The sequence below is a fragment of the Chromobacterium sp. Ag138 genome, assembly GCF_055181315.1.
In genome coordinates this window covers 1510443-1535913 of record NZ_JBUPWA010000001.1, presented here as the reverse complement: position 1 = coordinate 1535913, position 25471 = coordinate 1510443, and the positions used below count along the sequence as shown (strand labels likewise).

Genomic DNA, 25471 nt, shown 5'->3' with positions numbered 1-25471 from the left:
TGCTGCGATCAGCGCAGACGCTGTGCAAGATTGAGTATATGCGCGGCGGCGGCGCGGCAGGGAAATTTGCCGCGCCCGAGGCCGCGGCTTATCCGTCCGCGCCTTCGCGCAGCTCCTTGATCCGCTTGTAGATGGTAGCGCGGCCCATGCCCAGCACATTGGCCACGTAGTTGACCGCGCTCTTGCCGCCGAACGCGCCTTCCGCGTGCAGCGCGTCCACCAGCTCCCGTTTTTGCGTCCGTCCCAGCGTGTTGAGGCTGGCGCCGCGCTCGCGCAGCCAGTCGCGCAGGAAGAGGTTGATCCGCTCCTGCCAGTCGTCGCGGAACAATTCGGCCGGCTGCGGGCGAACGCCTGCGCCCTTGAGCAGGATGTCCAGCGCGCCGCGCATCTCGTCGAACACGGCGATATTGAAATTGAGGCACATCATGCCGGCGGGCCTGGCCTGGTCGTCGAACAGCACCGCGCTGACGCTGCGCATCCGGCGGCCGTCCCAGTTCAGCTTCTCATACGGGCCGACCACCCGCTCGCGCGCCGTTCCCGGTATCTCTTCCAGCGCGGAGTCGTCGCCCGGCTCGCGGCGCGACAGATTGTTGGCGATGTGGAGCACGGTCTGGTCGTGCAGGTCGTGGATCACCACTTCGACATAGGGGTGGAACAAGGCGGCAACGCCATCGGCGATATGGGCGTAGCGGTTGAGCAGCAGGTCTTTCACCGGGGAGGGCGTGGTTCGGCGCATGACGGCGGATGGATTGGAGAGATGATGGTTGCGATTATAGACAGTTTGTCTCGATATGGGGCGGTGTCCCTGCATGCCGCGCCCGGCATCCCGGACGCCATGCCTTTTTATGAGTTGGTCTTCGTGTCGGCTTGGGCAGGAAGGAAGCGATTTTTCAGAAATATTTTTGTACTAATTGTCTATTTTGTAATTTTTGTCTATATTTTCGAGATCCACATCAAGCCCGCTGCGGCCGCTCATGCCCGCCGCCAGGCAACTCATAGGACGCGACACCATGAAAGATCTGTACCCGCGCATAGCGGACGCCCATCAAGCCTTGCGGCCGCAGGTCGCCGTCACCCCGCTGAGCCGCAGCCCGGCGCTGTCGGCGCTGACCGGCTGCGAGGTGTATCTGAAATGCGAGCATCTGCAGCATACCGGCTCCTTCAAGTTCCGCGGCGCCAGCAACAAGATGCGGCTGCTGGACGCGGCGTCCCGCCGTCTGGGCGTGGCCACGGTGTCCAGCGGCAATCACGGCCTGGGCGTGGCGCTGGCCGGCAAGCTGGCGGGCGTGCCGGTGACGGTGTACGCGTCGGCGGCGGCCTCCGCGATGAAGCTGGACGCGATCCGCGCCCACGGCGCGAAGGTGGTCGCCATCGACGCGCCGATGCTGGAAGTGGAGCTGGAGGCGGCGCGGCGCGCCGCGCGGGAGGGACTGCCCTTCGTCCCGCCATACAACGACATCGACGTCATCGCCGGCCAGGGCACGATAGGCATGGAGCTGGCCGAGCAGCGTCCGGGCCTGGCGGCGGTGTTCGCGTCGGTGGGCGGCGGCGGCATGATTGCCGGCATCGGCGCCGCGCTGGAGGCGGTCAGCCCGCAGACTGAAATCGTCGGTTGCTGGCCGCGCCGCTCGCAGGCGCTGTACCGGAGCATGCTGGCGGGGGAGGTTGTCGAATGGGAGGAGCTGGACACCATTTCCGACGGCACCGCCGGCGGCGTGGAGCCGGGCGCCATCACGCTGCCCATCGCGCGGCGGGTGATAGATCGGACCGCGCTGGTGGACGAAGCCGAGATCAAGGCGGCGATGCGCAAGGTGGCCGAGACTGAGCGCTGGGTCGTCGAGGGCGCGGCCGGCGTCGCCGCGGCGGGGTTGATCCAGCTGGCCGAGCATTACCAGGGCCAGCCAGTGGCGGTGGTGCTGTGCGGGCGCAACATCAAGCTGGAGACGTTCCTGGAGGCCTGCCATGCTGCTGCTTGACCGCGAGGCCATCGCCGCGCGCTTCGACGCGGACCGGGCGCTGGCCGCGGTGGAGGCGGGTTTCATCGCCTATTCGCGCGGCCAGGTCCAGACGGCGCCGGCGCAGAATTTCCGCTTCGCCGACGCCAACGGCGACTGCTGCGTCAAATCCGCGCACATCGCCGGCGAGGAGGCGCTGGTGGTCAAGGTGTCCACCGGCTTCTACGACAATCCGTCTCGCGGGCTGCCCAGCAACGACGGCCTGATGCTGGCCTTGTCGGCTCGGGATGGCCGGGTGCTGGCCCTGCTGCAGGACCAGGGCTGGCTGACCACGATGCGCACCGCGCTGGCCGGGCGGCTGGCGGCCAAGCTGCTGGCGCCGTCGCGGGTTGCCGGCATCGGCATGCTGGGCGCGGGCGAGCAGGCGCGCGCGCAGCTGGAGCAGTTGCGGGCGGCGACCGACTGCCGCGAGGTGAGCGTGTGGAGCCGGCAGCCAGCCCAGGCCGCGGCGTTTTGCGATTTCGCCGCCACGCTGGGTTTTCGCGCGCGGCCGGCGGCCGATCCGCGCGAGGTAGCGGCGGAGGCGAATCTGATCGTCGCCGCCACGCCGTCGCGCGAGCCTTTGCTGTTGCGCGGCTGGATACGTCCGGGCACCCACATCACCGCGCTGGGCGCGGACGGCCCCGGCAAGCAGGAGCTTGACCCGGCCATCGCGGCCGAGGCCGCTGCGGTGCTCGCCGATTCGCGGGCGCAGTGCGCGGCCTTTGGCGAGCTGTCGCATGCGGTGCAGGCCGGCTTGCTGGACCCGGCCCGCATCGTCGAGTTGGGCGACGCGCTGGCGCGGGGCGAACGGCTGCGGCGCAGCGACGACGACATCACGCTGGCGGATCTGACCGGCGTCGCCGCGCAGGACGCGGCCATCGCCGCCAGCGTGCTGGGCTGACGCCGGCGGCGGGACCATGAGAAACGGCCCCGGAAACCGGGGCCGCGCGGAAGGGCGGGGATCAGGCCAGGTCGGTGATGATCAGCTTGGCGATGTTGAAGTAGATCACCAGGCCGGTGCCGTCGATGAAGGTGGCGATGAAGGGCGCCGACACCACGGCCGGGTCGATGCGCATCTTCTTCAGCACCATCGGGATGATGGACGACACGATGGCGCTCCACACCGTGATGGCCACCAGCGTCAGGCACACCACCAGCGCCACCTCGTTGCCCACGCCCAGCATCCAGGCGCGGAGCAGGCCCACCACGCCGATGGCCAGCGCGATCATAACCGAGGTGGTCACCTCCTTGCGCAGCACCGCGCCCAGGTTGCGCAGCCCCACCTCGCCGACCGCCATCGCCCGCACCAGGGTGGAGGTGATCTGGGTGCCGCTGTTGCCGCCGGTGCCGATCAGGAGCGGAATGAAGAAGGCCAGCGCGATCACCGCCTCCAGCTGCTCTTCGAACACTTTCAGGATGGTGCTGGTGTAGGCCTCGGCGGCGAACAGCAGCAGCAGCCAGGGCAGGCGTTTCTTCCACAGCGCCCAGGGGCTGCTTTCCAGGTAGGGCGTGTCCAGCGGCAGGCTGGCGCCCTGGCGCTGGGCGTCGTCGGTCTCCTCGTCGCGGATCAGCACCGCGATCTCGCGCTCGTACAGCGCGCCGGCCAGCTTGCCGCCGCTGACCACCGGCACGGTGTCCGGCGACTTTTCCTGCAGCTCCGGCGCCACGTCGCGGCGCAGCTGGCCGGGTTCGACCGAGTAATCGATGGACTGCATCAGCGCGGATACCGGGCGGGCGTCGTCCTTCTCGGTCAGCAGGGTTTTCAGCGACAGCCGGCCGTGCAGAAAGCCGCTGTCGTCGGTGACGAAGATCTGGGCCGGCACGTCGTCGTCGCGCAACTGGCCCAGCATGTGGGCGCGGGCGTCGCCGGCCTTCATGTCGCGCCTGAGCGTGATCAGGGACACGCTCATATAGGAAGCGACGGTTTCCTTGAGTTTGATTTCCGCCGCGTTGCCGGCGGCGAGGGTGTGGCTTGCTACGTAAGTCATGGTGAGAAACTCCCCGTTTAGCTGTTTAAACCGCAAACAGTTCTCAATGGGGGCGACAACCAGGAGGAGAGTGCAGAAAGCGATCTCCGCGTCTAGGTTTTGGCACTATGCAACGTATCCGGGGGAAGTCACTTTGGGCTAAACCTTAATCCGATAAAGCCTGTCCTAACCTTGGGCGTCTCTCGACGTCGTCAGATCAGTGACCTGTGTTTGCATAGGAGCCTCGCCGAACGAGACACTGCATCTTTATTTGAAGCGATGAACAAACGCCGGCACGCATGGCGGACCCCGGTTCCGATCTGGTCGGAAACCGAGCCGCTGGTGCGTGCCGGACAGACGGTCTGAATGTGAAAAGTTTTGTTTGTTCCATGGTTTTTTCGTTTTCAACGAATAAATATCGTTCGCATGGTTGTTTTCGCGCAATATCCTTTCGGTATGCCGATCATGGGGCGCCGGCGCAATCTGGCCGTCTTGCCGCCGTGCTATGCTGTTCCGGTCGCGGCGGCATGCCGCGGCCCGCGATCGTGCCCGCGCAACCGGCACTCGTGTTCTGGATACACCGTATGAGCAAAAGCATCATTTCCGACATGGATGGCGTGATCTACCGCGGCAAGCAGCTGATTCCCGGCGCGCGCGAATTCATCCAGCTTCTGATCGACACCAAAACGCCGTTCCTGTTTCTGACCAACAACGCCGAGCAGACGCCGCTGGACCTGCGGCTGAAACTGGAAAGCCTGGGCATAGGCGGGCTGACCGAGGACAACTTCATCACCAGCGCGATGGCGACGGCGATGTTCCTGAAGAGCCAGACCCGCAAGGCGATGCCCACCGCCTACGTGGTGGGCGGAGCCGGCCTGATCAACGAGCTGTACAACGTCGGCTTCTCGATCTCCGAATCCCACCCGGACTACGTGGTGGTGGCCAAGTCGCAGACGTTCAGCTTCGAGCAGATCAAGAAGGCGGTGCGCTTCATCGACCAGGGCGCCAAATTCATCGGCACCAATCCGGACATGATCGACCCGATCGAGGGCGGCGGCTACGAGCCGGCGGCCGGCACGCTGTTGGCGGCGATAGAGGCCGCCACCGGCAAGAAGCCCTACATCGTCGGCAAGCCCAATTCGCTGATGATGATGCTGGCCACCCGCAAGCTGGGCGTGCATCCGGAAGAGGCGGTGATGATAGGCGACCGCATGGACACCGACATCGTCGGCGGCCTGGAAGCCGGCATGTGCACCGCGCTGGTGTTGTCCGGCGTGTCCAGCCGCGAATCGATGGAGCAATTCCCTTACCAGCCGGATTACGTGTTCGGCAGCGTCGCCGACATCGACCCGCAGGCGCTGTGAGGCGGAGCGGGCGCGTTCTGCGCCCGTTTTTTCGGCGAACGGCCGGGTCTTAATGCTGATGCCGGACCGGCAGGTCCGTGCCGCCTGCCTGTCCGGCCGCGCCGCGCGGGAACGCCCGCGGGCTGACCCAGGTGCCGATCAGCGCCAGCAACGCCGACATCGCCAGGATGGGCAGCGCGTCCGGCGGCGCGGCCGGACGGGACAGCGCGTGGATCAACAAACCGGCGAGCGCCAGCGCGATGCTGGAGGACAGCGCGTCGCTCAGCTGCAGCGCGGAAGCGTTGCTGCCTTGCTCGTCCGGCCGGGACAATTTCATCGTCAGCACCGACAGCATCGGGAAGCTCAGGCCGATGCCCAGGCCGGTCACCGCCCAGCCGGCCACCACCCATCCCGCGGGCAGCGCCAGGGCCGCCGCGGCCAGCGCGGAGGACAGGCCGGCCGCCATCGCCGCGAAGCCTAGGGTCAGCCCGCGGCGGCGGGCGGCCTCGTCGTGCAGCCGCGCCTGGGTGGCGCTGCCCAGGCTCCACATCAGCGCGCTGGCGGTGAGCGCCAAGCCGGCCGAACCCAGGCTCCAGTGGTAGCGGGTGGTCAAAATCAAGGGAATGAAGGCTTCGCTGGCGAAGAAGGCGGCGGCGATCAAGCCGCGCATCGCCACCACCGAGGGCAGGCCTTCGGCGGCGCGCAGGCTGCCGGAAGGCAACAGGCGGCGCGCCGCGAAAAAGGCGAGGGCGAAACCGGCCGCCAGCGCCGGCAGCATGTGCTGCGTTTGCGGCAGATGGCTGCTGCCGTGCAGCGCCAGCGCGCCGCAGGCGGCCAGCAGGCTCCAGCCCAGGCGTCGCCAGCGCATCGGTTTGGCGGCGCCGGCCGGCGCCTCCTGCCGGCTCAGGGCGGGCAGCAGCAACGCGCCGGCGGCCGGCGCCAGCGCCGCCACCGCCAGGAACACCGCGCGCCAGCCGAAGATGTGGACCAGGCCGGCGGCGATGCCGGGGCCGATCAGCGCGGGCACCACCCAGGAGCCGGCGAACATCGCGAACAGCTTGGGATGCAGCGTGGGCGGGACCGCGCGCGACATGCCCACGTAGATGGCCACGCCCAGCAGGCCGGAGCCCAGGCCCTGCATCAGCCGTCCCAGCACCAGCATGGACATGTCGGAGGCCGCGCCCGCCGCCAGCAGGCCGGCGATGAAGGCGGCCAGGCCCAGCCAGGCGGAGCGGGCCGCGCCGTAGCGGTCGCAGATCTCGCCGCCCAGCGTCATGCCCGCCACCGAGGTGGCCAGCGTGCCGCCGAAGGCGATGGCGTAGAAATCCAGGCCGCCCAGCGCCGCGGCGACGGCGGGCATGGCCGCGGCGACGGCGATGGATTCGAAGGCCAGCAGCGAGATCAGCGCGATGCCGCCGATGCAGGCCGCGGTTCTGCCATGGCTGAAGAGACTTTCATTCTTGACGGATTGCTGCATGGGGAGACTCTTGTTGCGGTAAGAACTGTCATGATGAAAGTTGAAGTTAACTTCAAGTCAAGGGCGATGGTTTCAGGGGGCTCGCGCGCCGGGGCAGGCGTCGGGCACATCGTTCAGGCCCTGGCTGTCGCGGCGGAAGCGGGCGGCGGGCTTGCCCTTGCCGTAATCGATGTCGATCACGTACAGGCTGTCGAAATCGTCCTTGCCCCAGGCCGGCACCTGGCCGGCGCCGTCCTTGCCGCCGTAGCGGCGCATGATGTCGGCGGCCAGCGCCTGCAGCTGTTTGTGTTCCCAAGCGATGTAGACCGTCTTGCCATGCCGCAGCGGATTGACCAGCTGTTGCTGCAGGCCGTCTATCGCCAGCATGTCGAACGCGGTGTTCACCGGTAGGCCCTGGGCGATGGCGGTGGGTTCTATCGTCGCCAGCGGGCGGATGTAGTTGAAGGTGCCGGCCGGGTCGCGTTTCTGGCTGGCGGTGGACGGCGCGTAGATCTCATCCGCCTTGCCGAACTTGGCCGGCAGGGTCTTGATCAGCGCCAGCGAGCGGTTCAGCCCCTTGCAGCTGAGCTGGCCGTAGCCGCCGTCCGGTTTTTCGCCATGGCGCAGCATGACCAGGGTTTGGGTATCGGCGAAGGCGGGCGCGGCGGCGAGCAGTGAAAACAACAGACCGGGCAATCGGGCTTTCATTGATGGGCTCCGTTGGAAAAGAGCCGTCAATTTCGCGCCCGGGCCACGCCGAACGCAAGCGGAATTTCCTGAGCGCCCGCCGCCATGGCGCTTGCCGCCGGGAAAATCGGGCGGCGTTGATTGCCGTGTCATTCGTACCAGATCGACACCCGGTTCAGCTCGGCCAGCGCGCGGGGGGAGATCTTCAGCGTCCTGAGCGGATCGCCGGCGCCGCCGTAGACGAAGTCGTGGGCCAGCAGCAGGCGGTCCATCACGCAGGGCAGGTCCAGGCCCAGCAGCGGCACCGCGCCGGCGTCGCAGCCGGTGATCTCGCGGACGCGGCGGCGGTCGGCCAGCCGGGCCTGGCCGCGGCCCAGCGTTTGCGCCAGCCTGTTCCAGTCCACGCCGTCCCGTGCGCCGGACAGGATGCAGGCGAAGACGTCGCCGTCCGCCTCCACGATCAGCGTGGGGGCGGTCTGCGCCATCGCGATGCCGAAGTGGGCGGCGCCTTCCCGGGCCGAGCGCAGCGCTTTGTCGTGCGCCAGCACTTCGCCGCCGTGGCGCGACGCCAGTGCCAGGAACGCTTCCGGATTCCATGCCGTCTTTTTCTCCGGCATCGTCACACCACCAGGATGCGCAGGCCCAGCAGCAGCATCAGCGCGCCGCCGCAGCCGTCTATCCACCGGCTCTTGCGGTGCAGGCAGCTCAGGATGGACGGGTGGGAAATCAGCAGCGTCAGCAGCGCGTACCAGCCGAAGTCCAGCCCCATCGCGGTGGCGATCAGCAGCGCCTGGCCGCTGGCGGGCATGTCGGCGGTGACGAACTGGCTGAGCAGGGCGACGAACATCACCGCCAAGTGAGGGTTGGATAGCGACACGGCCAGGCCGGTGCGCGCGGCGCGCCAGGCCGAGGTCGGCGCGGCGGCGGCGGTTTCGCCGCGGGCGGCCCGCGCCGGGCGGGACGCCGCCCGCAGGCTCTGCACGCCCAGCCAGACCAGGTAGGCGGCGCCGAGGCTGGATATGATCTTGAACAGCAGCGGATGCGCCGCCATCACCATCGCCAGCCCCTGGGCGGCCGCCAGCGCGTACAGGCCCACGCCCAGCGCGTGCCCCATCGCGGCGGCCAGGCCGCCGCCGCGCCCGCCGCGGGCGGTCTGCTGCAATACCATCGCCAGGCTGGGGCCGGGCGACATCGCGCCCAGCATGCATACGCCGGCGAATTGCAGCCAGTGGGTCCAGGTCATAGCTTTCTCCTTGTTTGATGACAATTTGGACAAAGTTTATGGCGCGGACGCGGCCGGCAGAACCGCTATCGGCTGATAGCCGCTATGCGTCTCCCGCATAGTTGCTGACGCCGTGGATCGAGTGGTGCAGCACGTCGAACACGTGGCCGCGGAACCAGCGGTGCGCCGGGTCCTTGTCCGCCCGGCCATGCCACAGCAGCCAGTAGCGGTAGGTGTAGTCGATGAAGGGCATGGGCTTGGCGCGCACCGGAAACTGGCGCTGGAAGCGGACGGCAAGGTGCTCCGGCAGCGTCAGCAGCAACTGGCCGCGGGAGACGATGCTGAGCGCGGACACGAAGTAGGGCGTGGCGATGCGGACGCGGCGGGCCAGGCCGTCGCGGGCCAGCTGGACATCGACGAAGCCGTCCTTGTCGCTGGCGGAGCTGACGCGCGCGTGCGGCCAGGCCAGGTAGTCGTCCAGCTCCAGCGCGGGCTTGTTCCGCAACGGGTGGTTGTCGGCCATCACGCACATCGGTTGGTCCTGGCCCAGCGACTTGCCGTAGATGTTGTCCGGGATTTCGTCGGCGATGGTGGAGATCAGGTCCACGGCGCCGTCCGACAGCATGTCGAAACGTCCGGCCTGCCAGGGAATGAACTTCAGGCGCATGTCCGGCGCCTGCGGCAGCACCCGGTCCAGGATGTCCGGCAGCATGTACTCGGCCAGGTAGTCGGAGCCGGCGAAGGAAAACTCCCGTTCGCAGATGGACGGATCGAACTGCGGCGGCTGGTATAGCTGCTCCACTTGCTCCAGCACCGCCTTCAGTCCCAGGCGCAGCTCCTCCGCCCGCTCGGTCAGCACGAAGCGCTGCCCCTCGCGCAGCAGCAGCGGGTCCTGGAACTGCGCGCGCAGCTGCACCAGGTGGCGGCTCATCGCCGATTGGGTCAGGCCCAGCCTGGCGGCGGAGCGGGTGAGGTTGCGCGTTTCCAGCAGCGCCTCCAGCGAGCGCAGCAGGTTCAGGTTCAGGGGAAGAGACATGGGCATCCGTCATTCTTGGGCAAGGCCGCCGGCCGCAGTGCATGGCCGCGCCTGGCGCGGCGCGCCGGGTTGCTAGATCCGTCGATTGTGGAGCGGGCGCGGCGTTTAGGGAATAGCCGGGCGAACGTCGCAAGCGTTCAGCCCGGCTGGTTTGGCGCTAGCGCGATGCGGATGCGGCGTGCGCCTTGATCCAGCGGCGGTAGCGTCCGGTCCGGATCTTGGCGTCCCACTGCTGGCGCAGCAGCGCCAGGGCCGGGGCGACATCGGGCCGGGGGCGCTTGCCCAAGCTGAGGCGGCGCAACTGGTATTTCACCATCGCCATATAGCCGACCGAGGCCAGCACCTTGTTCTTCCACTGGATGGCGCGCAGTCGCGGCGCGGCCGACGCGTCGCAGCGCCAGGCATTCGGCAGCTGTGGGTCTATCGCCAGCGCGGTGGCCATGCCGGCGACGGCGACGCCGCTGTTCAACACCTGTTCGACCACCGGGTAGCGGCGGATGCCGCCGGTCACCATGATGGGCATCTGCGCGACCGAGGCGATGTCCTGGGCGAATTTCAGGAAATAGGCTTCGCGCGCCAGGGTGCGGCCGTCGCGGGTCTGGCCGTGCATGGCCGGCGCTTCGTAGCTGCCGCCGGACAGCTCGATCAGGTCCACGCCCAGCGGGTTCAGCATGGCCACCACCTGCTTGGCGTCGTCGGCGCTGAAGCCGCCGCGCTGGAAATCGGCCGAGTTGATTTTCACCGACACGGAGAAGCCGGCGCCCACTGCCTGGCGCGCTTCGCGGACGATGTCCAGCAACAGGCGGGCGCGGTTTTCCAGGCTGCCGCCCCAGCGGTCGGTACGCTGGTTGGCGATGGGGGACAGGAACTGGCTGATCAGGTAGCCATGCGCGGCGTGGATCTGCACGCCGGAAAAGCCGAACCGCTCCGCCAGCCGCGCGGTGTTGGCGAAGCGGGCTTTCACGTCGGCGATATCGGCTTCGGACATCGCGCGCGGCGCGGCGAACTGTTTGGAAAAATTGCCCAGGTCCATCGCCACCGCCGATGGCGCGATGGTCTCCTGTCCCAGTGCGGCGGGCATCTGGCGGCCCGGGTGGTTGATTTGCATCCAGACTTGCGCGCCTTGCGCGCGGGCGGCGGCGGACCACTGCTCAAAACGCTCGCCGAATCGCGCCGACTCCAGCACCACGCCGCCTGGGCCGGTCATCGCGCGCCGGTCCACCATGACGTTGCCGGTGATGATCAGCCCCGCGCCGCCTTCCGCCCAGGCGCGGTACAGGCGGATCAGTTCTTCGGACGGCGCGTGGTCGCGGTCGGCCATGCTTTCCTCCATGGCGGCTTTGGCCAGGCGGTTCGGCAGCAGGCTGCCATTGGGCAGGGCGAGGGAAGCGAAGGGATTCATCGTGGTCTCCGGGATAGCGATGAGCGCACGATAGGATTAAAGCCAACTTGAAGGTCAAGCCTGTCGGCGAAGAATTTTTCCTGACGCGCGGGAAAACTGTTTTCGGGATCAGATGCTTGCGCGCGTGAGGCGCTGGGCTGGGGGCAAGAGCTGGTTGACATTAAAGCTGGCTTTAAGCTTAGCATGGAGTCCGGCTCCCGCTTTCATGCCTTTGGTATTGGGCTGGCAGGAAAAACGGCACGATGCACTATTATCCAGAAGGCACTGCCCATGTCCATTTTCAAGAACCCTCTTTGGTAGCCATGTCCATGCCAATCATGCAATCCGCCACAGCAGACGCCGCGCCCTCGGCCCAGGAACCCTCCGCCGGCGCCGGCAAGATCCTGATGGTCATGACCAATCATGACCGCTATCCGAGCCGAGCCGAGCGCACCGGATTGTGGCTCGCCGAGCTGACGCATGTTTACGATGCGCTGACAGAAGCCGGCTACGCCATCGATTTCGCCAGCCCGAACGGCGGCGCCGTGCCGCTGGACCCTCGCAGCCTGGGTTGGCCCCATGCCGATGCCGCCGCCAAGGCCCGCCTGAACGACCCGTCCTTCATGGCGCGGCTGCAATCGACCCAGGCGGTGGCCGACCTGGACCCGACGGTTTACCGCGCCATCTTCTACACCGGCGGCCATGGCACGATATGGGACTTCCGCGGCAATGCCGATCTGAAGCGCGTCGCCGAAAGCATTTACCGCAGCGGCGGCATCGTCTCGGCGGTGTGCCATGGCGCGGCGGGCCTGCTCGATCTGCAGGCGGAGGATGGCAAGCCGCTGCTGGAAGGCCGCCGCGTGACCGGCTTCTCCAATTTCGAAGAGTCGCTGTCTGGGGTGAAGGACCAGGTGCCCTACCAGTTGCAGAGCGAGATGGAGGCCAGGGGCGCGCGCTATGAGAAGTCGCTCCTCCCCTTCGGCAGCTTCGCGCTGACGGACGGCCGCCTGATCACCGGCCAGAATCCACGCTCCAGCAAGGCGCTGGCCCAGGCTTTGCTGGCGGCGCTGCGTAGTGCGCAAGCGCGGTAGGCCGGCAGTGTAATCCGACGAGATTCAGGCAAGGGCCGGAGCAGGAGCAATATGAAAATCGGAGAACTGGCCAAACGGAGCGGCATGGCGGCCTCGGCCATCCGCTTCTATGAGTCCAAAGGCTTGTTGCAGTCGGCCAGCCGCCAGGCGAACGGCTATCGCGATTACCCGCCGGAGACGGCCGCGGTGCTGTCCATCATCCGCGACGCGCAGCAGTCCGGCTTCTCGCTGGACGAGATCAGGCAGATTCTGCCGGCGGGCGTTTCATCCTGGCGGCACGACGAGCTGTTGGCCACGCTCAGGCGCAAGGTGGCGGACATCGAGTCGCTGCAGGCGCGGCTGGCGCAGAACAAATCGCACATCCAGTCCCTGATCCAGCTGATCGAATCCAAGCCCGGGGACATGGACTGCGCCGACAATGCCGCCAGAGTGATGGCGGTCATGGGCATTGGCGGCGACAAATAAGGCCTTTTTAGGCTGGACGCGTCAACAGAAGCCTGTCCTGCTCCGCGCCGGAATAACCAGGCCATGGATGCCGCGGGGTCACCCGCTGAGCGAAGCTTTCTCCCTTCGCCGCTATCGTTCGGGCATGACGGCATAGTTCGGTTTGCCGGTGCCGACGATGATGTTGGCGATGACCAGCTGCACGTCCGGCGTCCGTTTGATGAAGGCTTCGATGCCAGAGGCGTCATTCCGGCTGCGGACGCAGCCTTCCACGTAAACGAAGCGGCGTTGCACGGTCAGCCACAGACTGGCGTTGGCGAAGCGACGGCTCTTGGCGAATCGGCGCCGCAGATCGGCGGCGATATCCGCGTCGTACATGTAGGCGTTGGGCTTGGCGCATTGTTTGGCCAGCCAGCAGCTGGTGCCGCGCTCGATGCGGGAATGCGCCTGCTGCTTCATTTCCGCCTCGGTGGCGAAGGGTCCCAACGGCGCCGGACAGGCGGCGATGCGGCCGCGCACCTGGATGAAGGGGTCGTTGAACCAGTTCTTGAGCGGCGGAGCGGCAAGCGCCGCGGCGCATGCCAGCATCAGGCAGCCGCCCAGGCTGCGGAGGACGAGAGCGCGCATGTATGGAGTGGCAGAGCCTGTGAAAAGGTTTGCCTTGCCCGGCAAGGCGGCTGGTTCTTCTCAGCATTGTTGAGAAGGATCGGGTCCGTCAAGGCGAGAGTCAGCATGGCTCGTGCCGCCATGGCGCAGAGGTTTCCGCCGCGAAAAAAAGCCCGCGCCTGAGCGCGGGCCAATGACGAAAGGGGGCAATCGGCGGATCAGTAATCCAGCTCCGCCGGAGCCTTGGCCTTGCTGTCCTGCGCCGCTTCGGCCACGGTGGCGTCGGTGGTCAGGATCAGGCTGGCGATGGACGCGGCGTTTTGCAGCGCGGTGCGCGTCACCTTGGTCGGGTCGATCACGCCCATTTCCACCAGGTCGCCGAACTGGCCGCTGGCGGCGTTATAGCCGTGGCTGCCCTTGCCTTCCAGCACCTTGTTGACGATGACCGACGGCTCGTCGCCGGCGTTGGCGGCGATGGCGCGCAGCGGCGCTTCCAGCGCGCGCAGCACGATCTGGATGCCGGCGTCCTGGTCGGCGTTGTCGCCCTTCAGCTCGCCGATGTGGGCGCGGGCGCGCAGCAGGGCCACCCCGCCGCCGGCCACGATGCCTTCTTCCACCGCGGCGCGGGTGGCGTGCAGCGCGTCGTCCACGCGGTCTTTCTTCTCTTTCATTTCCACTTCGGTGGCCGCGCCGATGCGGATCACCGCCACGCCGCCGGACAGCTTGGCCACCCGTTCCTGCAGCTTCTCGCGGTCATAGTCGCTGGTGGCGGCGTCGATCTGCGCCCGGATGGTTTGCACGCGGGCGTCGATCTTGGCCTTGTCGCCGGCGCCGTCGATGACGGTGGTGTTTTCCTTGCCGATTTCCACGCGCTTGGCGCTGCCCAGCTCGGCCAGGCCGGCTTTTTCCAGCGTCAGGCCGGTTTCCTCGGAAATGACGGTGCCGCCAGTCAGGATGGCGATGTCTTCCAGCATGGCCTTGCGGCGGTCGCCGAAGCCCGGCGCCTTGACCGCGGCCACCTTCAGGATGCCGCGCATGCTGTTCACCACCAGGGTGGCCAGCGCTTCGCCTTCCACGTCTTCGGCGACGATCAGCAACGGCTTGCCGGCCTTGGCCACTTGCTCCAGCACCGGCAAGAGGTCGCGGATATTGCTGATCTTCTTGTCGTAGAGCAGCACCAGCGGGTCTTCCAGCACGGCGGTCTGTTTTTCCGGATCGGTGATGAAGTAGGGCGACAGGTAGCCGCGGTCGAACTGCATCCCTTCGACAACAGCCAATTCGTTGTCCAAGGATTTGCCGTCCTCGACGGTGATCACGCCTTCCTTGCCCACCTTGTCCATGGCGTCGGCGATGATCTTGCCGATGGCCTCGTCGGAATTGGCCGACAGCGCCGCCACCTGGGCGGTTTCCTTGCTGTTGGTCACCGGCTTGGACAGGGTTTGCAGCTCTTTCACCACGGCATGGACGGCCTTGTCGATGCCGCGCTTCAGGTCCATCGGGTTCATGCCGGAGGCGACGTACTTCATGCCTTCCTGCACGATGGCCTGCGCCAGCACGGTGGCGGTGGTGGTGCCGTCGCCCGCCACGTCGGCGGTCTTGGACGCCACTTCCTTCACCATCTGCGCGCCCATGTTTTCGAACGGGTCTTTCAGTTCGATTTCCTTGGCGACCGACACGCCGTCCTTGGTGATGTGCGGCGCGCCGAAGCTGCGCGCCAGCAGCACGTTGCGGCCTTTCGGGCCCAGAGTGACTTTCACCGCGTTGGCCAGCACGTTGACGCCGTTGACGATGCGCTCACGGGCGTTGTCGTGGAAGCGGACTTCTTTCGCAGCCATGGTTTAACTCCTGTGATGAATGGGGGAAATCAAGCAGCCTTGCGACTGGGCTCGGATGCGCCTTCGATCACGCCGAAGACGTCCTCTTCGCGCAGCACCAGGTACTCCTGGTCGTCCAGTTTGACGGTCTGGCCGCCGTATTTGCCGAACAGCACCAGGTCGCCGACCTGTACTTGCATCGGCAGCAAGGTGCCGTCTGCCAAGCGTTTGCCGGGGCCGACCGCGAGGACCTCGCCTTGCTCGGGCTTTTCCGCGGCGCTATCGGGAATGACGATGCCGGAAGCAGTCTGGCGGACCTTTTCGACCCGCTTGACGATAATCCGGTCGTGCAGAGGACGGATTTGCATATCGATCTCCTGTGCGATTCAGATCATTGGAAACGGTAGGTAAGACCGGCTTGCCGCTGGCGCGACGATGCCCGCGCTTGCCGGTCAAACTCAGCCTGGGAGGCTGACGAATGACGAAGTAAGGGCGGGCCAAAAACTTTTCAAGAGGTTTTTTTCAGAAAAATGCGGCTAAAAAATGACGCGCTCGATGCGGCCGAAACGGTATTCGGTCCGGGCCGCCTTGCCGCCGCGGCAGACGCGCGGCGCGAGCGGGCAAGGGGGCTGGCGCAGTCCGGTCTCGCCCAGCGTGTCGTCTTCGGCCAGCTCGCGCCATAGTCCGCCATGCACCGGCCGGAACTGCCAGCAAACATAGCCGCGGCGGGCGGCCAGCCGCATCAGCTCCGGGCCGTCGGGCGCCTCGGCTACGACGCTTTCCTGGCCATCGATAGGCGGCAAGTCCCCGAAAGCCTGGCGGCAGACCAGCTCCTCGCCGGCGGCGGCGCCCATGGTGTTGCAGCCGCGCCGCTCGTCGCGCAGCAGGCTCCAGGCGCCCAGTTGCCAGGCCGCGTCCAGAATCTCCTCCTCCACCCGCGACAGCGCGCTCCATCTGCGCGTCAGCTGCAAGGCCGACGCCGGCACTTGCCGCAGCGAGGCTTGGCCAGCCGGCGCGCGGTCGGCGGCGGCTTTGCGGAAGCCATGCCAATGCAGCATCAGCAGCAGCGGGGTATCGGGGAAGGGAACGGCGCTTAGGCTGACCGCGAACAGCGGCAGACGCATATGGCGGATCTGGGCGGACAAGGTATCGAACAATTCCATGGCGACACTCCATGATGATGGATGCGAAGACATGCTTAAACGATAAAAACAATGCCGGCGCGAGGCAAGGGCATGCCTCGCCGCCATGGCCAGGCTTTCATTTCCACCCCTGCAGCCATTGGTCCGCGTTGCGCAGCGCCTGCCATGCCATGGTTTGCCGGCGCCGGGTATGGACCGCCTCCAGCGTCACCGTCTCCACCGCGGCGTCGGGCGCCGGACGGCCCAGCGCCACCACCAGAAAGTGTTTTTCCTTGTCGCGCGGCGCGGCGGCGGTCCATTTGCTGAGCAGCAATTTTTCCGGATTGAGCCGTCTAGTTGTCGCCACGATCCTGCCTCACCCAGATCAGCTTGTCCGCAGGCACGCCCAGTCCGGCCGCCACCGCCAGCAGCGCGGGCTTGGCGGCGGGCGCGGCTTGTTTATCGCGCGACAGCAGCCACAGATAATCCTTGTCCGGCCCCACCACCACCGCCCAGCGGTAGCCGGGGTCCAGCGCCGCCACGTGGTAGCCGCCGTAGAACGGTCCGAAGAACGACACTTTCAGCGAGGCGATGTCGGCAGGGCCGTTGAACCAGGCCTTGCCCACGGCTTGGCGCCAGCTGGCGGCGGCGGCGTCATAGCCGCGGTTGACCACGCGGATGCTGCCGTCGGCGTTGCGGCTGTAGTCGGCGCTCACCGCCTGCAGGCCGCGTTCGAAGCGGTGATCGAGGCGGGCGATTTCATACCAGCGGCCCTGGTAGCGTTCCAGCTGGAAACCCCGCACCGGCGCGATGCCGGGCGGGGGAGCGGTATTGCAGCCTGCCAATGGCAACAGCGCGAGCGGTTTTTTCAGCATGGTGGATCTCACAGTGCGTCTAGATCGGCTTGCAGCGCGGCGGCGCGCGCGGCGATGGCGGCGCGTTCGGTTTCCGGCAGCTTGTCCAGCTGGCGATAGACCAAGCTGAGTCGCGGATTGGCGGCCAGCCGCGCGCGGTGGCGCTGGAAAAAGTCCCAGTACAAGGCATTGAACGGGCAGGCGTCGGCGTCGACGCGCAGCTTGGGCCGGTAGCGGCAGCCGGCGCAGTAATCGCCCATGCGGCCGATATAGGCGGCGCTGCCGGCGTAAGGCTTGCTGCCCAGCAGCCCGCCGTCGGCGAACTGGCTCATGCCCAGCGTGTTGGGCAGCTCCACCCATTCGAAGGCGTCGATGTAGTCGCCCAGATACCATTCGTGCAGCGCTTGCGGCGACAGGCCGGCGATCAGGCCGAAATTGCCTATCACCATCAGCCGCTGGATGTGGTGGGCGTAGGCGTCTTCCAGCGATTGGCCGATGGCGTGGGAGAGGCAGCGCATGCCGGTGTCGCCGTCCCAGAACCAGCGCGGCAGCGGCAACTGGTGCGCCAGCGCGTTGCTGTCGAGGTAGCCGGGCATTTTGGCCCAATAGACGCCGCGCACGTATTCGCGCCAGCCCAGTATCTGCCGCGCGAAGCCTTCCGCCGCGGCCAGCGGCGCGCGGCCCAAGCGCCAGGCGGACACGGCGGCGTCCACTACCTCGCGCGGGTTCAGCATTTTCACATTGAGCGCGAAGGACAGCAGCGAATGGAACAGCCGCCGCGCGCGCGGGCTCATCGCGTCCTGGTAGGCGCCGAAATGGGGCAGCCCGTGTTCGACGAAGGCGCGCAGCTGCGCCAGCGCCTCGGCGCGGTTGAGCGGCCAGCGCAGCGCGTCCGCCTGCGGCTGGCCGAAGCTGCCCACCCCGGCGCCGACAATGGTTTGCCACAGCCGGCTGTGGTCATGCTCGGGACGCGCATCGTCTGGTTCGGGCGGGTCGCCGGGCCAGCGCTGACGGTTGTCGGCGTCGAAATTCCAGCGCCCGCCGGCGGGCTCGCCGTTCTCGTCCATCAAAATGCCGTGCTTGCGCCGCAGGTGACGATATAGGGTCTCCTGCCGCCATTGCCGCCGCGCGCCGAAAAACGCCGCCGCCTCGCCGCGCGCGGTGTAAAAGTGCTCGCTGTCCGCCATGCGGCAGGGCATGGGCAGGCCGGCCGCCCACTCCGCCAGCTGGCGGTGCAGCCGCCACTCGTCCGGGGCCTGGTATTCCACCGCCGCCGCGCGGTAATGGACGATCAGGGCGTCCAGATTGCCGGTCAGCGACTGGCGGTTGCTGGCATCGTCGATGGCCACGTATCGCACGCGGTGGCCTCGCGCTTTCAACTGGGCGGCGAAGTCGCGCATCGCCGCGAAGATGGCCAGGATTTTTTGCGCGTGGTGGCGCACGTAATCGGTTTCCTGGCGGATTTCCATCATCACATGCACCACGTTGGCGTCGGGCTCGGCGAACCAGCTGTGGCAGGGATTGAGCTGGTCGCCCAGGATCAGCCGCAAGGCGGTCATGCGGCTTTGCCTTTCTGGCGGCGGCAGCGCTCCGAGCAATACTGAACGGCGTCCCAGCTGGCGCGCCACTTCCTGCGCCAGCTCATGGTTCGGCCGCAGCCGGCGCAGGGCTTGGACGGCAGCGCCGCCTTGTTGCCCTTGAAGGTCCGCGCCGCCATCACACCACCTTGAGCTTCTTGCGCAGCCAGGCCACCGGCAGGCCCAGCACCGGTATCTTCTCGAACAGTTCTTCCGCCGCGTCCCAGTAGTCGCGGTGCAAGGTAATCTTGCCGTCGGCGTCGAACTGCAGATGGCTGCCGCCATGGATATTGACCCTGCGTCCGGCGTAGCCAAAGTCGAAATCCCAGGTGATGAAAGCCTGGCCGCCGTCGCGCAGCGCGTGGATGACGGTGAAGCGCGGTTGTTCCAGCGTCCTGAATATGTGGCGGAACACTGCCTGGATGTCGGCGATGCCGCGCGCGTCGTTGAACGGGTCCTTGAAGCGGGCCTCTTCGGCGTAGAAGCGGCCGATGTCCGGCAAGGTGTCCGGCGTCAACGTCTGGTACCAGTCAAGCAGGGCCTGCCAGTCGGTTTGGGAAGGGATGCGTTTCATGGTCGAGCCAGCCTCGCGAGCAAGGGCAGCCGCAGCCGGTAGGGCAGCAGCCGCAACAGTTTGAGCCATACGGTGAAGCGCAGCGGGAAGTGGATTTCAAACGCGCCGCGCTCTAGCCCGCGCATGATGTGCCGCGCCGCCTGGCGCGGCGTCAGCAGCGCCGGCATGGCGAAGTGGTTCTTGGCGGTGAGCGGGGTGGCGACGAAGCCGGGATTGATCAGGTAAACCGCCACCCCGCGCGGCCTGAGCTCGGTGTAGAGGATTTCCGCCAGATTGATCAGCGCCGCCTTGCCGGGGCCGTAGACCACGGCGCCGGGCAGGCCGGCGTAACCGGCCACGCTGGCGACCAGCGCCACGCCGCCGCGCCCTTGCCGCGCCAGCGCCGGCAACACCACTTCCAGCCCGTGGTAGACGCCCAGCAGATTGGTGTCGAGCAGGCGGCGGGTTTCCTCCGCGTACAGGTCCAGGCAGGTTTGCGGCCGGTAATCCGCCGCGCAGAACACCACGAAGTCGGGCAGCGCGCCCGCGGCCTCCAGATGCGACCAGGCGGCCTGCCAGGCTGCGGGGTCGGTCACGTCCAGCGTCTCCACCCGCGCGCCGGGGCAGCCGGCCGCCAGCATGCGCATCGGCTCGGCGCGGCGCGCCGACAGGATGACCTCGGCGCCGGCCAACAGCAGTTCGTCGGCCAGCGCGGCGCCGATGCCGCTGGACGCGCCTATCACCCATACCCGGCGCGCGCGCCAGTCCGGTATCGCCGGATTGAGGCGCAGCGTCATGGCTTGGGCTCCGGCTTGCGGAAAAACAGCGTGACTTCGCCCAGGCGGAAGCCGAACTTGCTCATCGTCGCCCGGTTGAGCAGGCTGCGCTCGTCCTGCAGGAACATCCAGTCGTCGAACTGCACCTGGTATTCCTTGCCGTCCACCGGCAGCTTCAGCGTGTAGCGCCAGCGCAGCGCGTTGCCGGCCGTCTCGCCGACGGCTTCGCCCGCCACATCGTCGGCCAGGCCGCGCCAGCGGCCGCCGCCCAGGGGCTTGAGCCGCCATACCCGCTGCTGACGGCTGTCGTCGCTGTAATGAAAGCGCTCGGTCAGCACCAGCTCGTCGCCCCGGCGTTCGCCGTCCATCTCCACGGTAAAACGCTTCAGCAGTCGGCCCTGCCTATCCTGGAACATGCCCCAGGCCTCGGTTTTGCCGAGGAAAAACCGGCCGGGGTCCAGCTCGGGACGGTTGGCGGCGTAATCGGCCACCGACGGTCCGGCGCAACCCGTCAGCAAGGCCAGCAAGGAGGCGAGGGCGGCGCGCGGCATCACGCATTCCTTTCCAGCAGAAATTGCGAAACGCCGATGCGGCCTTCGTCGAAACCGGCTTCGCAGTAGCACAGATACAGCCGCCATAGCCGGATGAAGGCCTCGTCGAAGCCTTGGGCGCGGATGGCGGCGAGGTTGGCCTCGAAAGCATCGCGCCAGCGGCGCAGGGTTTCCGCGTAGTCGGGGCCGAAATCCAGCCGGCCGCGGCATGCCAGGCCGCTTTGCCGCGCCGCGCGCAAGAAGCGTTCGCGGCTGGGCAGCATGCCGCCGGGAAAGATGAAGGTCTGGATGAAGTCGGCGTTGGCGCGGTATGCCTCGAAGCGCGACTCTTCTATGGTGATGCTTTGCGCCAGCGCCTGGCCGCCCGGCTTCAGGCAGCTGAGCAGGGTGTCGAAATAGCCGCGCCAGTAGCGCTCGCCCACCGCTTCGAACATTTCGATCGACACGATGGCGTCGTACTGGCCGGAGAGGTCGCGGTAGTCGCGGTGCTCCAGCCTGGCCAGCGGCTCGTTGGCCAGGCGGCGGCGCGCGAAGTCCAGCTGCGCGTCGGAGATGGTGATGCCGTGCACCGCCACGCCCAAGCGGGCGGCATGTTCGGCGAAGCCGCCCCAGCCGCAGCCGATTTCCAGCACCCGCATGCCGGGGCGCAGTTGCAATTGATCGCAGATGCGCTGGTATTTTCGCACCTGGGCATCGGCCAGGGACAAGCGGTAGTCGCCGTCGAACCAGGCGCTGGAGTAGGTCCAGCCGGGGTCCAGCCACAGCTGGTAAAAATCGTTGCCGATATCGTAATGGGCATGGATGTTGCGCCGGCTGCCACGGCGGCTGTTGACGCGCAAGAGGTGGCGCAGCCTGTGCCACGCGCGCGCGGCCCAGCGGCCCAATTCGCCCAGCTGCATCGCGTCTTCGTTGCGCAGCGCCAGCCGCAACAGCGCGGTCAGGTCGGGGCTGTCCAGCCAGCCGTCGCGGTAAGCCTCGGCAAAGCCTATGTCGTTGCCGGACAGCATGCGGCGGCAGGCGCGCCAATCGGCTAGCGTCAGCTCGGCGTCGGCCTGCGGCTTGAGCGGGCCGTACCACAGCTCTTCGCCATCCGGCGTGACGATTTTGAGGCTGCCGTGGCGCAGTTTCGACAACAAGGCCAGCAGCGCCCGCCCGGCGGCGGGAATGTCAGGGCGGGACAGGGCGATGGGTTGGCTTGCGCTCATGGTTTCAGCTCCTGGCCGCGGCTGAGCGCGGCGGCGGGGGGATGAGGTTTGCGGAAAAAGGGCACGCGTTTGAGCCACAGCCGCAGCGCCTGCCAGTGGATGCGGGCGATGACGCCCAGAGTCAGCAGCGGCTGGCGCAGCAGGGCGCGCGCGGCGGCCGCCGCCGTCAGCGGCGACAGGCGGCCAGAGATGGCGGTGTGCAGCAGCGGGCCGGCGTCGTTGTGGTAGTCGATGCGGACCAGCGCATGGTCTCCGCTTTGATGGAAGCGGAACCGGTAGTGGCCCTCGACGCGGCAAAACGGCGAGACATGCAGCAGTTTGCGGCATGAGAGCGGGCTGGCGGCGGAGATGGGGCCGCCGCCGGCCTGGCTCAACAGATAGCCATGCCTTTCGCCAAAGGTATTGTTCACCTCGGCCAGCACCGCGATCAGCTGGCCGGAGGCGTCGTGGCAATGCCAGAAACTGACCGGGTTGAACACATAGCCGAACACGCGCGGAAAGGTTTGCAGCCAGACCTCGCCGTCGGCGGGCAGGCCGGCCTCGGCCAGCCGCGCGCGTATCCACGGCAAGAGCGGCGAGCCGTCGCGCGGGCCGTAGTCGCGCGTGCGCAGCGACAGCGGCCGCCAGCGGTCCACGCCGAACCAGAAGCCGCGCAGGCTTTCTAGCTTGGCAAGATTCAAGCGCAGGCAGAAAACCGGATACACGAAGCGATTGGGCGCCGGCCGCAAGCGGCGGTGCATCACCTGTCCGGTCAACAGATAGGCGCCGCTCATTTTTCCATCCTCGCCCAGGCCGGGGCCAGGCCAAAATCCCGCGCCACCCGCAGCGCGGAGTTCAGCCCATCCTCGTGAAAGCCATAGCCGGTCCAGGCGCCGGCGAACCAGCAGCCGTGGCGGCCCTGCATGCCGGACAAAGCCTTTTGCGCGGCGATGGCGGCGGCGTCGAGCAGTGGATGCTCGTAATGGTAGCGGCCCAGCACCTTGGCCGGATCGGGGGGGCGCGGCGGGTTCAAGGTGACCGCCACCGGCGTGGCGACCGGCAGGGGCTGCAGTTGGTTGAGCAGATAGCTGACGCCTACCGCGCGGCTGTCGTCATCGTCGTCCGACAGGAAATTCCAGGCCGACCAGGCCGCTTCCCGGCGCGGCAGCAAAGAGGCGTCGGTATGCAGCACCGCCTCATTGGCCTGATAACGGACGGCCGACAGCATCTTGCGCTCCAAATCATCGGCATCGGCCAGCATGGCCAGCGTTTGCGGCGCATGGGTAGCGAAAACGACGCTGTCGAAGGTTTCTTCGCTGCAGGCGGTCAGCAGGCGCGCGCGGCCATCCACCCGGGTGACGCGCAGCACCGGCGTAGACAGCCGGACATCGGCCAGCCCGGCGGCGATTTTCTCGACATACTGCCGCGCGCCGCCCGGCACCGTGCGCCATTGCGGCCGGTCGCGCAGCTGCAGCAGGCCATGGTTCAGGCAGAAGCGCAGGAAAGTCTCGGCCGGGAAGGACAGGATGTCGCGGCAGGGGCTGGACCAGATCGCCGCCGCCATCGGCAGCAGATAATGGCGGCGAAAGCGCGCGCCGTATCCGTCCGCGTCCAGCAAGCGGCCCAGGCTTTGCGGGGCCTCGATCGCGCGGCGCAGATTGCGCTCCGCCTCGCGGTTGAAGCGCAGGATGTCGGACAGCATGCCCCAGAAGCCGGGCGACAGCAGATTGCGGCGCTGCACGAACACGCTGTCCAGATCGCGGCCCGCCCACTCCAGCCGGCCCTGGCCCAGGGAGACGCTGAACGACATGTCGCTGGGATGGCTGGGGATGCCCAGTTCCTGGAACAAGGCGATGAGGTTGGGATAGGTGCGGTCGTTGAATACCAGGAAGCCGGTATCGACGGCGAAGTCGCGGCCGTCGACCGTGACGTCGACGGTGTGGGTATGGCCGCCCAGGTAGTCGGCGGCTTCGAACAGCGTCACCCCGTGCCGTCGGCAGAGAAAGTAAGCCGTGGCAAGGCCGGCGATGCCGCCGCCTATCACGGCGATGCGTTGTGGCGATGTGGCGTTCACCCTGTCGTCCTGTCGCGAGGTCGGAAATCCGCCGGCTTGGCAGTGCGCCGGCGCTGCTTTATATTCAGGATAAAACCGATTTGAAAAAAATGCTACTGATCAGTAAAAGGTGTTACCGATGGGTATATTAGGCAGGCTCAGCTTCAAGGACCAGGCCTTCAAGCTGCGCGAGCAAGCCGTGCTGGACGCCACGACGCGGATGCTGGCGAGCAAGGGTTTCGACCTGATGACCATGGACGATGTGGCCGGCGAAGCGGGGATTTCCAAGCCCAGCCTGTACAAGCATTTCAAATCCAAGGATGAGCTGGCGACCGAAGTGATGATCCGCTTGCTGGACGACGCCCAGGATTTTCTAGCGCGGCAGGCGCCGGAGTTGAGCCCGCTTGCCCGCCTGCGCGATCTCTTGGCCTGGGCGCTGCGGGTGCGCCTCGCGGGCGGGCTGCCGTTCCTGCCCTCGGCCAGTCCGCAGGTGCGCGCCATGCTGACGCGCAGCCTGCGTTACGTCAGCCGGGCGATCAAGCTGCACAAAATGCTGCAGGGCATCGTCGAACAGGCCAAGCGGCAGGGGGAGTTGCAGGCGGATATGCCGACGGACGTGATCCTGTACAGTTATTACTCGCGAACCTGCGATCCGGCGGTGGAGTATTTGCGGGTGTATGGGAAATACCCTGACGAAGACATCGTCAGGCATATGCTTCAGGTCTGTTTCGACGGCATGTCGGCCGGCCATCGCCGGGCTGACGGGGAATCGTGAAGCCGCGGATCAGGAGGCGGCCAGGCTCAGCGCCTGATCGTCTGCCGCCATGCGCAGCAGATCTTGCAGCAGCGGCGGCAGATACTGGCGCTGCACGGTGATGGCGTAGAAGGTCTCTTCGACGCGCGGCACCACGCAGTATTGTTGCAGCAAGCCCTTGCCTAGCTCGTCGCGCACGACGATGGCCGGCAGCAGCGCCACGCAGCCGGCGTCGCGCGCCAGCAGGCGCAGCATGGCCATATCGTCCACTTCGGCGCGGATGGCCGGCTGCAGCGCCAGTTCCTCGCACAGCAGGTCGAAACGCAGGCGAATCTCGCTCTTGCGGCTGGGCACCAGCAGCGGCAGCGCCGGCAGGTCGCGTTCGAACTGGAAGGTTTGCCCCTTCGGCAGCGGAGGCCCCACCAGCACCACCGGCTGCCGCGCCAGCGTGCGGCAACGCCAGGATTGCTTGTCGTCGCCCAGGGCAGGGCGATTGGACAGCACCACGTCCAGTTCGTGCGCCTGGAGCCGCTGCAGCAGCTCCTCCAGGCTGCCGGATTCCAGCACCAGCCGCACATCGGCTTCTTTCAGCACCGGCTGCAAAAACCACTCCTGGAAATTGCGCGACAGCGTGGCCACGCTGCCTATGCGCAAGGTGCCGCGTCCCTGGCCGGAGGCGGCGGCGGCCAACAGCTCGTTGCCCAGCGCGAAAATCTCCTCGGCATAGCGCATCACCACCGCGCCCAGCTCGGTCAGCTGCAGCTTGCGGCCTTCGCGCAGGAACAACGGCTGGCCCAGTTGCTGCTCCAGCTGGCGGATTTGCGCCGACAGCGCCGATTGCGAGACATGCAGCCTTTCGGCCGCGCGGGTCAGGTGGCCCTCGCTGGCGACAGCCCAGAAATAATGCAGATGGTGGTAGTTGAGCCGGCTCATTGTTCTTAAATACAGAATGAAAACTAATATTTAATCTATTTTACTGAACATACTCGCTCAGGCAAAGTTCG

29 protein-coding genes and 1 riboswitch are annotated in these 25471 nt (G+C 66.9%); of the genes, 6 read left to right on the top strand and 23 right to left on the bottom strand.

Annotated elements, in window-relative coordinates; translation table 11 throughout:
- Nucleotides 1–88 precede the first annotated feature (88 nt).
- Nucleotides 89–736, bottom strand: coding sequence for a helix-turn-helix transcriptional regulator (locus ACY3GB_RS06840; protein ID WP_463088089.1), 648 nt, complete (start codon nt 734–736; stop codon nt 89–91).
- A 274-nt stretch (nt 737–1010) separates the two neighbouring features.
- Here ACY3GB_RS06840 and ACY3GB_RS06835 point away from each other — a divergent pair, with 274 nt between their 5' ends.
- Nucleotides 1011–1976 (top strand): threonine/serine dehydratase, encoded by a 966-nt coding sequence (locus ACY3GB_RS06835; RefSeq protein ID WP_463088088.1) that lies wholly within the window; start codon nt 1011–1013, stop codon nt 1974–1976.
- The gene (locus tag ACY3GB_RS06830) at nt 1963–2898 is read left to right on the top strand and encodes an ornithine cyclodeaminase family protein (RefSeq protein WP_463088087.1); all 936 of its coding nucleotides are present in this window, start codon (nt 1963–1965) and stop codon (nt 2896–2898) included. Before ACY3GB_RS06835 ends, ACY3GB_RS06830 begins: the two co-directional genes overlap by 14 nt.
- A gap of 61 nt (nt 2899–2959) precedes the next feature.
- Here the strand turns inward: ACY3GB_RS06830 and ACY3GB_RS06825 are convergent, their stop codons facing one another.
- Complete coding sequence (locus tag ACY3GB_RS06825; protein WP_463088086.1) at nt 2960–3985, bottom strand: magnesium transporter; 1026 nt, start codon at nt 3983–3985, stop codon at nt 2960–2962.
- A gap of 77 nt (nt 3986–4062) precedes the next feature.
- A riboswitch (M-box (ykoK) riboswitch) is annotated at nt 4063–4227 on the bottom strand.
- A 321-nt stretch (nt 4228–4548) separates the two neighbouring features.
- Between ACY3GB_RS06825 and ACY3GB_RS06820 the strand changes: the two genes are divergently transcribed.
- Complete coding sequence (locus tag ACY3GB_RS06820) at nt 4549–5328, top strand: HAD-IIA family hydrolase (RefSeq protein WP_021476393.1); 780 nt, start codon at nt 4549–4551, stop codon at nt 5326–5328.
- 49 nt (nt 5329–5377) lie between these two features.
- On the opposite strand, the gene ACY3GB_RS06815 is transcribed toward ACY3GB_RS06820, so the two are convergent.
- The 6 genes from ACY3GB_RS06815 to ACY3GB_RS06790 form a co-directional block, all read right to left on the bottom strand.
- Nucleotides 5378–6784 carry an MFS transporter gene (locus ACY3GB_RS06815; protein WP_463088085.1) on the bottom strand — a complete coding sequence of 469 codons (1407 nt, stop codon included), beginning with the start codon at nt 6782–6784 and terminating at the stop codon, nt 5378–5380.
- 72 nt (nt 6785–6856) lie between these two features.
- Nucleotides 6857–7471, bottom strand: coding sequence for a hypothetical protein (locus tag ACY3GB_RS06810; protein WP_463088084.1), 615 nt, complete (start codon nt 7469–7471; stop codon nt 6857–6859).
- Nucleotides 7472–7599: 128 nt separating this feature from the next.
- Nucleotides 7600–8067 (bottom strand): aminoacyl-tRNA deacylase, encoded by a 468-nt coding sequence (locus ACY3GB_RS06805; RefSeq protein WP_463088083.1) that lies wholly within the window; start codon nt 8065–8067, stop codon nt 7600–7602.
- 2 nt (nt 8068–8069) lie between these two features.
- The gene (locus tag ACY3GB_RS06800) at nt 8070–8693 is read right to left on the bottom strand and encodes a LysE family translocator (RefSeq protein WP_463088082.1); all 624 of its coding nucleotides are present in this window, start codon (nt 8691–8693) and stop codon (nt 8070–8072) included.
- Between the two features lie 82 nt (nt 8694–8775).
- Nucleotides 8776–9708, bottom strand: coding sequence for a LysR family transcriptional regulator (locus tag ACY3GB_RS06795; RefSeq protein WP_463088081.1), 933 nt, complete (start codon nt 9706–9708; stop codon nt 8776–8778).
- 157 nt (nt 9709–9865) lie between these two features.
- Nucleotides 9866–11110 carry an NADH:flavin oxidoreductase/NADH oxidase family protein gene (locus ACY3GB_RS06790; protein WP_463088080.1) on the bottom strand — a complete coding sequence of 415 codons (1245 nt, stop codon included), beginning with the start codon at nt 11108–11110 and terminating at the stop codon, nt 9866–9868.
- A gap of 308 nt (nt 11111–11418) precedes the next feature.
- Here ACY3GB_RS06790 and ACY3GB_RS06785 point away from each other — a divergent pair, with 308 nt between their 5' ends.
- Both ACY3GB_RS06785 and ACY3GB_RS06780 read left to right on the top strand, forming a co-directional pair.
- The gene (locus ACY3GB_RS06785) at nt 11419–12180 is read left to right on the top strand and encodes a type 1 glutamine amidotransferase domain-containing protein (protein ID WP_463088079.1); all 762 of its coding nucleotides are present in this window, start codon (nt 11419–11421) and stop codon (nt 12178–12180) included.
- Between the two features lie 51 nt (nt 12181–12231).
- Nucleotides 12232–12645, top strand: a complete 414-nt coding sequence (locus ACY3GB_RS06780) for a MerR family transcriptional regulator (RefSeq protein WP_463088078.1) — start codon at nt 12232–12234, stop codon at nt 12643–12645.
- Between the two features lie 111 nt (nt 12646–12756).
- Here the strand turns inward: ACY3GB_RS06780 and ACY3GB_RS06775 are convergent, their stop codons facing one another.
- The 14 genes from ACY3GB_RS06775 to ACY3GB_RS06710 all read right to left on the bottom strand — a co-directional run bounded on the left by ACY3GB_RS06775 (nt 12757) and on the right by ACY3GB_RS06710 (nt 23734).
- Entirely contained in the window at nt 12757–13251 is a 495-nt protein-coding gene (locus ACY3GB_RS06775) for a BON domain-containing protein (RefSeq protein ID WP_463088077.1), read from the bottom strand.
- 197 nt (nt 13252–13448) lie between these two features.
- A complete protein-coding gene (gene groL / locus ACY3GB_RS06770; RefSeq protein WP_065202937.1) occupies nt 13449–15065 on the bottom strand; it encodes a chaperonin GroEL in 1617 nt (538 codons plus the stop codon).
- A gap of 29 nt (nt 15066–15094) precedes the next feature.
- Entirely contained in the window at nt 15095–15412 is a 318-nt protein-coding gene (locus tag ACY3GB_RS06765; RefSeq protein WP_463088076.1) for a co-chaperone GroES, read from the bottom strand.
- Between the two features lie 168 nt (nt 15413–15580).
- Entirely contained in the window at nt 15581–16207 is a 627-nt protein-coding gene (locus ACY3GB_RS06760; RefSeq protein WP_463088075.1) for a diguanylate cyclase, read from the bottom strand.
- 97 nt (nt 16208–16304) lie between these two features.
- A complete protein-coding gene (locus ACY3GB_RS06755) occupies nt 16305–16532 on the bottom strand; it encodes a TIGR02450 family Trp-rich protein (RefSeq protein WP_463088074.1) in 228 nt (75 codons plus the stop codon).
- The gene (locus tag ACY3GB_RS06750) at nt 16519–17040 is read right to left on the bottom strand and encodes a lipocalin family protein (protein WP_463088073.1); all 522 of its coding nucleotides are present in this window, start codon (nt 17038–17040) and stop codon (nt 16519–16521) included. Before ACY3GB_RS06750 ends, ACY3GB_RS06755 begins: the two co-directional genes overlap by 14 nt.
- Nucleotides 17041–17048: 8 nt before the next feature.
- Nucleotides 17049–18578: a cryptochrome/photolyase family protein gene (locus ACY3GB_RS06745; RefSeq protein ID WP_463088072.1), complete on the bottom strand. Its 1530-nt coding sequence runs from the start codon at nt 18576–18578 to the stop codon at nt 17049–17051.
- Nucleotides 18575–18664: a DUF2256 domain-containing protein gene (locus ACY3GB_RS06740; protein WP_463090920.1), complete on the bottom strand. Its 90-nt coding sequence runs from the start codon at nt 18662–18664 to the stop codon at nt 18575–18577. Before ACY3GB_RS06740 ends, ACY3GB_RS06745 begins: the two co-directional genes overlap by 4 nt.
- A gap of 71 nt (nt 18665–18735) precedes the next feature.
- Nucleotides 18736–19170, bottom strand: a complete 435-nt coding sequence (locus ACY3GB_RS06735) for a nuclear transport factor 2 family protein (protein WP_463088071.1) — start codon at nt 19168–19170, stop codon at nt 18736–18738.
- Nucleotides 19167–19946 (bottom strand): SDR family NAD(P)-dependent oxidoreductase, encoded by a 780-nt coding sequence (locus tag ACY3GB_RS06730; RefSeq protein WP_463088070.1) that lies wholly within the window; start codon nt 19944–19946, stop codon nt 19167–19169. The genes ACY3GB_RS06735 and ACY3GB_RS06730 overlap by 4 nt, the downstream gene beginning before the upstream one ends.
- A complete protein-coding gene (locus ACY3GB_RS06725; protein WP_221667416.1) occupies nt 19943–20476 on the bottom strand; it encodes a DUF3833 domain-containing protein in 534 nt (177 codons plus the stop codon). Before ACY3GB_RS06725 ends, ACY3GB_RS06730 begins: the two co-directional genes overlap by 4 nt.
- A complete protein-coding gene (locus ACY3GB_RS06720; protein WP_463088069.1) occupies nt 20476–21681 on the bottom strand; it encodes a class I SAM-dependent methyltransferase in 1206 nt (401 codons plus the stop codon). The genes ACY3GB_RS06725 and ACY3GB_RS06720 overlap by 1 nt, the downstream gene beginning before the upstream one ends.
- Complete coding sequence (locus tag ACY3GB_RS06715) at nt 21678–22454, bottom strand: DUF1365 domain-containing protein (protein WP_463088068.1); 777 nt, start codon at nt 22452–22454, stop codon at nt 21678–21680. The genes ACY3GB_RS06720 and ACY3GB_RS06715 overlap by 4 nt, the downstream gene beginning before the upstream one ends.
- Nucleotides 22451–23734, bottom strand: a complete 1284-nt coding sequence (locus ACY3GB_RS06710; RefSeq protein ID WP_463088067.1) for an NAD(P)/FAD-dependent oxidoreductase — start codon at nt 23732–23734, stop codon at nt 22451–22453. The genes ACY3GB_RS06715 and ACY3GB_RS06710 overlap by 4 nt, the downstream gene beginning before the upstream one ends.
- 118 nt (nt 23735–23852) lie before the next feature.
- Here ACY3GB_RS06710 and ACY3GB_RS06705 point away from each other — a divergent pair, with 118 nt between their 5' ends.
- On the top strand, nt 23853–24488 hold the full coding sequence (locus ACY3GB_RS06705) for a TetR/AcrR family transcriptional regulator (RefSeq protein ID WP_463088066.1): 636 nt from the start codon (nt 23853–23855) through the stop codon (nt 24486–24488).
- Nucleotides 24489–24497: 9 nt separating this feature from the next.
- On the opposite strand, the gene ACY3GB_RS06700 is transcribed toward ACY3GB_RS06705, so the two are convergent.
- Nucleotides 24498–25400 (bottom strand): LysR family transcriptional regulator, encoded by a 903-nt coding sequence (locus ACY3GB_RS06700; protein ID WP_463088065.1) that lies wholly within the window; start codon nt 25398–25400, stop codon nt 24498–24500.
- Nucleotides 25401–25471 lie beyond the last annotated feature (71 nt).

Bases quoted from the DNA above. Each gene is read 5' to 3' on its own strand.
- ACY3GB_RS06840 (WP_463088089.1), bottom strand. From the start codon at position 736: ATGCGCCGAACCACGCCCTCCCCGGTGAAAGACCTGCTGCTCAACCGC.
- ACY3GB_RS06835 (WP_463088088.1), top strand. From the start codon at position 1,011: ATGAAAGATCTGTACCCGCGCATAGCGGACGCCCATCAAGCCTTGCGG.
- ACY3GB_RS06830 (WP_463088087.1), top strand. From the start codon at position 1,963: ATGCTGCTGCTTGACCGCGAGGCCATCGCCGCGCGCTTCGACGCGGAC.
- ACY3GB_RS06825 (WP_463088086.1), bottom strand. From the start codon at position 3,985: ATGACTTACGTAGCAAGCCACACCCTCGCCGCCGGCAACGCGGCGGAA.
- ACY3GB_RS06820 (WP_021476393.1), top strand. From the start codon at position 4,549: ATGAGCAAAAGCATCATTTCCGACATGGATGGCGTGATCTACCGCGGC.
- ACY3GB_RS06815 (WP_463088085.1), bottom strand. From the start codon at position 6,784: ATGCAGCAATCCGTCAAGAATGAAAGTCTCTTCAGCCATGGCAGAACC.
- ACY3GB_RS06810 (WP_463088084.1), bottom strand. From the start codon at position 7,471: ATGAAAGCCCGATTGCCCGGTCTGTTGTTTTCACTGCTCGCCGCCGCG.
- ACY3GB_RS06805 (WP_463088083.1), bottom strand. From the start codon at position 8,067: ATGCCGGAGAAAAAGACGGCATGGAATCCGGAAGCGTTCCTGGCACTG.
- ACY3GB_RS06800 (WP_463088082.1), bottom strand. From the start codon at position 8,693: ATGACCTGGACCCACTGGCTGCAATTCGCCGGCGTATGCATGCTGGGC.
- ACY3GB_RS06795 (WP_463088081.1), bottom strand. From the start codon at position 9,708: ATGTCTCTTCCCCTGAACCTGAACCTGCTGCGCTCGCTGGAGGCGCTG.
- ACY3GB_RS06790 (WP_463088080.1), bottom strand. From the start codon at position 11,110: ATGAATCCCTTCGCTTCCCTCGCCCTGCCCAATGGCAGCCTGCTGCCG.
- ACY3GB_RS06785 (WP_463088079.1), top strand. From the start codon at position 11,419: ATGCCAATCATGCAATCCGCCACAGCAGACGCCGCGCCCTCGGCCCAG.
- ACY3GB_RS06780 (WP_463088078.1), top strand. From the start codon at position 12,232: ATGAAAATCGGAGAACTGGCCAAACGGAGCGGCATGGCGGCCTCGGCC.
- ACY3GB_RS06775 (WP_463088077.1), bottom strand. From the start codon at position 13,251: ATGCGCGCTCTCGTCCTCCGCAGCCTGGGCGGCTGCCTGATGCTGGCA.
- groL (WP_065202937.1), bottom strand. From the start codon at position 15,065: ATGGCTGCGAAAGAAGTCCGCTTCCACGACAACGCCCGTGAGCGCATC.
- ACY3GB_RS06765 (WP_463088076.1), bottom strand. From the start codon at position 15,412: ATGCAAATCCGTCCTCTGCACGACCGGATTATCGTCAAGCGGGTCGAA.
- ACY3GB_RS06760 (WP_463088075.1), bottom strand. From the start codon at position 16,207: ATGGAATTGTTCGATACCTTGTCCGCCCAGATCCGCCATATGCGTCTG.
- ACY3GB_RS06750 (WP_463088073.1), bottom strand. From the start codon at position 17,040: ATGCTGAAAAAACCGCTCGCGCTGTTGCCATTGGCAGGCTGCAATACC.
- ACY3GB_RS06745 (WP_463088072.1), bottom strand. From the start codon at position 18,578: ATGACCGCCTTGCGGCTGATCCTGGGCGACCAGCTCAATCCCTGCCAC.
- ACY3GB_RS06740 (WP_463090920.1), bottom strand. From the start codon at position 18,664: ATGAGCTGGCGCAGGAAGTGGCGCGCCAGCTGGGACGCCGTTCAGTAT.
- ACY3GB_RS06735 (WP_463088071.1), bottom strand. From the start codon at position 19,170: ATGAAACGCATCCCTTCCCAAACCGACTGGCAGGCCCTGCTTGACTGG.
- ACY3GB_RS06730 (WP_463088070.1), bottom strand. From the start codon at position 19,946: ATGACGCTGCGCCTCAATCCGGCGATACCGGACTGGCGCGCGCGCCGG.
- ACY3GB_RS06725 (WP_221667416.1), bottom strand. From the start codon at position 20,476: ATGCCGCGCGCCGCCCTCGCCTCCTTGCTGGCCTTGCTGACGGGTTGC.
- ACY3GB_RS06720 (WP_463088069.1), bottom strand. From the start codon at position 21,681: ATGAGCGCAAGCCAACCCATCGCCCTGTCCCGCCCTGACATTCCCGCC.
- ACY3GB_RS06715 (WP_463088068.1), bottom strand. From the start codon at position 22,454: ATGAGCGGCGCCTATCTGTTGACCGGACAGGTGATGCACCGCCGCTTG.
- ACY3GB_RS06705 (WP_463088066.1), top strand. From the start codon at position 23,853: ATGGGTATATTAGGCAGGCTCAGCTTCAAGGACCAGGCCTTCAAGCTG.
- ACY3GB_RS06700 (WP_463088065.1), bottom strand. From the start codon at position 25,400: ATGAGCCGGCTCAACTACCACCATCTGCATTATTTCTGGGCTGTCGCC.